Here is a 5,583-nt window from a genome sequence, read left to right on the forward strand (position 1 = left end):
AGAGGAAGGGAAACAAAAAAAGAAACGTTAAGCTCGATAGAGTAAAACATAAAGTGCCAAAGCGCGATGCGGCGGCGAGAAAGTTCTTTAAAGAAATGATCATGATGCGTGGTGAGTAGTTTAGCTTTTAGATTTTGAGAGCGGCGAAAGTCACGAATAAAAGATGAAGCTAGAATAAAAAAATACGATTCCGGATTAGATATTAAAAAAGACAATTTCTAATTATTTTTATAAATAGTTAGGTGTCGAACAATTCATTTTACAATGGAGAGTTTGATCCTGGCTCAGGATGAACGCTAGCGGCAGGCCTAATACATGCAAGTCGAACGGGATCTGAGGGTAGCTTGCTACCCGATTTGAGAGTGGCGCACGGGTGCGTAACGCGTGAGCAACCTACCCATATCAGGGGGATAGCCCGAAGAAATTCGGATTAACACCGCATAACAATGTAGTAACACATGTTACCACATTTAAATATTTATAGGATATGGATGGGCTCGCGTGACATTAGCTAGTTGGTAAGGTAACGGCTTACCAAGGCGACGATGTCTAGGGGCTCTGAGAGGAGAATCCCCCACACTGGTACTGAGACACGGACCAGACTCCTACGGGAGGCAGCAGTAAGGAATATTGGTCAATGGGCGCAAGCCTGAACCAGCCATGCCGCGTGCAGGATGACTGCCCTATGGGTTGTAAACTGCTTTTGTTAGGGAATAAACCTACTTATGTATAAGTAGCTGAATGTACCTAAAGAATAAGGATCGGCTAACTCCGTGCCAGCAGCCGCGGTAATACGGAGGATCCAAGCGTTATCCGGATTTATTGGGTTTAAAGGGTGCGTAGGTGGCTTAATAAGTCAGGGGTGAAAGACATCGGCTCAACCGATGCAGTGCCTTTGATACTGTTGAGCTTGAATTATGTTGAAGATGGCGGAATGAGACAAGTAGCGGTGAAATGCATAGATATGTCTCAGAACACCGATTGCGAAGGCAGCTGTCTAAACATGGATTGACACTGATGCACGAAAGCGTGGGGATCAAACAGGATTAGATACCCTGGTAGTCCACGCCCTAAACGATGATAACTCGATGTTAGCGATATACAGTTAGCGTCTTAGCGAAAGCGTTAAGTTATCCACCTGGGGAGTACGCCCGCAAGGGTGAAACTCAAAGGAATTGACGGGGGCCCGCACAAGCGGAGGAGCATGTGGTTTAATTCGATGATACGCGAGGAACCTTACCCGGGCTTGAAAGTTACTGAATGATCTAGAGATAGATCAGTCCTTCGGGACAGGAAACTAGGTGCTGCATGGCTGTCGTCAGCTCGTGCCGTGAGGTGTTGGGTTAAGTCCCGCAACGAGCGCAACCCCTATGTTTAGTTGCCAGCATGTAATGATGGGGACTCTAAACAGACTGCCCGTGCAAACGGAGAGGAAGGTGGGGACGACGTCAAGTCATCATGGCCCTTACGTCCGGGGCTACACACGTGCTACAATGGCCGATACAGCGGGCAGCTACCTGGCAACAGGATGCGAATCTCGAAAAGTCGGTCACAGTTCGGATCGGGGTCTGCAACTCGACCCCGTGAAGTTGGATTCGCTAGTAATCGCGTATCAGCAATGACGCGGTGAATACGTTCCCGGGCCTTGTACACACCGCCCGTCAAGCCATGAAAGTTGGGGGTGCCTAAAGCATGTAACCGCAAGGAGCGTGTTAGGGCAAAACCGATAATTGGGGCTAAGTCGTAACAAGGTAGCCGTACCGGAAGGTGCGGCTGGAATACCTCCTTTCTAGAGATGCGGAAACGTATTCTCGCCACGCACATGACATTACTTTAATTTAAAAAGAAGAAAGAATAGAAACGATAGGAAATACAGTACCTGTTCCCAAAGTATAAGGGTTCATTAATAGTATTACCGAGGTAGAAAAGAAGATATAGCTAGTCCCGTAGCTCAGTTGGTTAGAGCACTACACTGATAATGTAGGGGTCAGCAGTTCAAATCTGCTCGGGACTACATTAAGATAAAACTTATAATACCACGGGGAATTAGCTCAGCTGGCTAGAGCACCTGCCTTGCACGCAGGGGGTCAACGGTTCGACTCCGTTATTCTCCACAAGTTTAGTACTGCGTATTGAGATATACGTATTGAGAGTAAGCAAGGCGAGATAATAATCTCACTACGCAGATCTCACTACTCACATCTAATTACACACTACTAAAACAAACGTTCTTTGACATATTGAGAGAAAGAAGACACAAGAAAAGAAACAACAGAGCATATCTGTGCAACTTTTCGGAGTTGTATAGAGAAATCGTCCCTTCCGAGCAAAAGCGGAAAGAGGATTTGAAGAAAGTAACAAAGGGCACACGGGGGATGCCTAGGCTCTCAGAGGCGATGAAGGACGTGATAAGCTGCGATAAGCTACGGGGATTAGCAAATGTGAATTGATCCGTAGATTTCCGAATGGGGCAACCTAGCTAGTAGAAGACTAGTTGTATAATACGCGAACGCGCCGAACTGAAACATCTAAGTAAGCGTAGGAGGAGAAAATAATAATGATTTCGTAAGTAGTGGCGAGCGAACACGAAAGAGCCCAAACCATAGTTGTTACGGCAATTATGGGGTTGTAGGACCACGACATTGTATTGTCGCTATGAACTGGAAGCAGGTGGGAAACTGCGCGATATGGGTGACAGCCCCGTACAGGTAAAGAATGACAGCATAGTGGTATCCTGAGTAGAGCGGGACCGGAGAAATCCTGCTTGAATCTGCCGGCACCATCCGGTAAGGCTAAATACTCCTGAGAGACCGATAGTGAACCAGTACCGTGAGGGAAAGGTGAAAAGAACCCCGAACAGGGGAGTGAAAAGAACCTGAAACCGTGTGCTTACAAGCGGTCGGAGCGGATTTATTCTGTGACGGCGTGCCTTTTGCATAATGAGCCTACGAGTTACTCTTGTCCGGCAAGGTTAAGTCGTTCAGCGACGCAGCCGAAGCGAAAGCGAGTCTGAATAGGGCGCATAGTCGGATGAGGTAGACGCGAAACCTTGTGATCTACCCTTGGGCAGGTTGAAGTTGCAGTAACATGTAATGGAGGACCGAACCGATAAACGTTGAAAAGTTTCCGGATGACCTGAGGGTAGGGGTGAAAGGCCAATCAAACTGGGAAATAGCTCGTACTCCCCGAAATGTTTTTAGGAACAGCGTCGGCATAGAGTCTTGTAGAGGTAGAGCTACCGATTGGGTGCGGGGGAGTCAAATCCTACCAAATCCAGACGAACTCCGAATGCTACAAGATATGGCCGGCAGTGAGGCTTTGGGTGCTAAGGTCCAAGGCCGAGAGGGAAAGAACCCAGACCATCAGCTAAGGTCCCTAAATATACGCTAAGTTGAACTAACGAGGTCCGGTTGCCCAGACAGCTAGGATGTTGGCTTGGAAGCAGCCATTCATTTAAAGAGTGCGTAACAGCTCACTAGTCGAGCGACCGGGCGTGGATAATAAACGGGCATCAAGTGTATTACCGAAGCTATGGATTTGTAATTTATTACATCTGGTAGGGGAGCATTCTATTGGGGGTGAAGCAGCATGGTGATGTGTTGTGGACTTGATAGAAAAGCAAATGTAGGCATAAGTAACGATAAGGCGGGTGAGAAACCCGCCCACCGAAAGAACCAGGTTTCCTGATCAACGCTAATCGGATCAGGGTTAGTCGGGGCCTAAGGCGCATCCGAAAGGAGGTAGCCGATGGACAACGGGTTAATATTCCCGTACTTTTATATACTGCGATGTGGTGACGGAGTAGTGACACTGCCGCGAACTGACGGAATAGTTCGTTGAAGTGCGTAGGTATATTTTCTGTAGGCAAATCCGCAGAGAATGCTGAAACACGATAGTACTGCAAAGCTTCGGCGGCGCAGATAGTGCAGGTAATCAGACTTCCAAGAAAACCCGCTAAGCTTCAGGTATATAAAACCCGTACCGCAAACCGACACAGGTGTTCGAGGAGAGAATCCTAAGGTGCTCGAGTGAATCATGGCTAAGGAACTCGGCAAAATGGCCCTGTAACTTCGGGAGAAGGGGCGCTGTCTCTAGCGATAGAGCAGCCGCAGTGAAAAGGCCCAGGCGACTGTTTAGCAAAAACATATGGCTTTGCAAAATCGAAAGATGAAGTATAAGGCCTGACACCTGCCCGGTGCTGGAAGGTTAAGAGGGGATGTCATCGCAAGAGAAGCATTGAATCGAAGCCCCAGTAAACGGCGGCCGTAACTATAACGGTCCTAAGGTAGCGAAATTCCTTGTCGGGTAAGTTCCGACCTGCACGAATGGTGTAACGATCTGGGCGCTGTCTCAGCCATGAGCTCGGTGAAATTGTGGTATCGGTGAAGACGCCGATTACCCGCAACGGGACGGAAAGACCCCATGAACCTTCACTATAGCTTAACATTGGAATTGGATACAGGATGTGTAGGATAGGCGGGAGATGTTGAAGCGGCTTCGCTAGGAGTCGTGGAATCAACCTTGAAATACCGCCCTTTCTGTATTCGGTTTCTAACTCGGATAATCCGAGGACATTGTTTGGTGGGTAGTTTGACTGGGGTGGTCGCCTCCAAAAAGGTAACGGAGGCTTTCAAAGGTGGGCTCAGTACGCTTGGTAACCGTACGCGGAGTGCAATGGCATAAGCCCGCTTGACTGTGAGACCAACAAGTCGATCAGGGTCGAAAGACGGACATAGTGATCCGGTGGTTCTGTATGGAAGGGCCATCGCTCAAAGGATAAAAGGTACTCTGGGGATAACAGGCTGATCTCCCCCAAGAGCTCATATCGACGGGGAGGTTTGGCACCTCGATGTCGGCTCGTCACATCCTGGGGCTGGAGAAGGTCCCAAGGGTTGGGCTGTTCGCCCATTAAAGTGGCACGCGAGCTGGGTTCAGAACGTCGCGAGACAGTTCGGTCCCTATCTGTTGTGGGCGTTGGAAGTTTGAGTGGATCTGTCCTTAGTACGAGAGGACCGGGATGGACTGACCGCTGGTGAACCAGTTATGCCGCCAGGTGTACGGCTGGGTAGCTACGTCGGGAATAGATAAGCGCTGAAAGCATCTAAGTGCGAAACTAGCCACGAGATGAGACTTCCTTATAGGGTCGTTGAAGATGACAACGTTGATAGGTCATAGGTGTAAAGGTAGAGATACCATAGCCAAGTGATACTAATAGCCCGAAGCTTTCGCAATGATAGAAAACATGTTCTGTTGTTTCCTGTGTTTCTTTGACTAGCAATAGTCAGTGGTATGCAGCTTATATTTTCTTAATGACCTTCTTTCTTTCAAATATATGTCACGATATTTTGTCGTACTGAGTATTTAGTAGTGCGTAGTGAGACCAATCTCAATTCGCAATACGCATATCTCTATACGAAACAAAGATATTCAGGTGCCTATATCGGCGGTGTCCACCTCTTCCCATTCCGAACAGAGTAGTTAAGCCCGCCAGAGCCGATGGTATTGCCGTAACAGGTGGGAGAGTAGGTCGGTGCCTAATTTTATACTAAAGCCCTTGCAAAAAACTTTGCAAGGGCTTTTTTG

General features: G+C 48.1%; 2 tRNA genes and 3 rRNA genes. All 5 read left to right on the forward strand.

Annotated features, from left to right (window positions below):
• Positions 1 to 261 precede the first annotated feature (261 nt).
• A 16S ribosomal RNA gene (locus tag DC487_RS17110) occupies positions 262 to 1,789 on the forward strand.
• Positions 1,790 to 1,940: 151 nt separating this feature from the next.
• A tRNA-Ile gene (locus DC487_RS17115) sits at positions 1,941 to 2,014 on the forward strand.
• A gap of 26 nt (positions 2,015 to 2,040) precedes the next feature.
• Positions 2,041 to 2,114 (forward strand) — tRNA-Ala (locus DC487_RS17120).
• A gap of 234 nt (positions 2,115 to 2,348) precedes the next feature.
• Positions 2,349 to 5,231 (forward strand): 23S ribosomal RNA (locus DC487_RS17125).
• Between the two features lie 196 nt (positions 5,232 to 5,427).
• A 5S ribosomal RNA gene (gene rrf, locus DC487_RS17130) occupies positions 5,428 to 5,539 on the forward strand.
• The 16S, 23S and 5S rRNA genes sit together here with 2 tRNA genes alongside, the layout of an rRNA operon.
• Positions 5,540 to 5,583: the final 44 nt, after the last annotated feature.

Source organism: Sphingobacterium corticibacter (genome assembly GCF_003076635.1).
GTDB lineage: Bacteria > Bacteroidota > Bacteroidia > Sphingobacteriales > Sphingobacteriaceae > Sphingobacterium > Sphingobacterium corticibacter.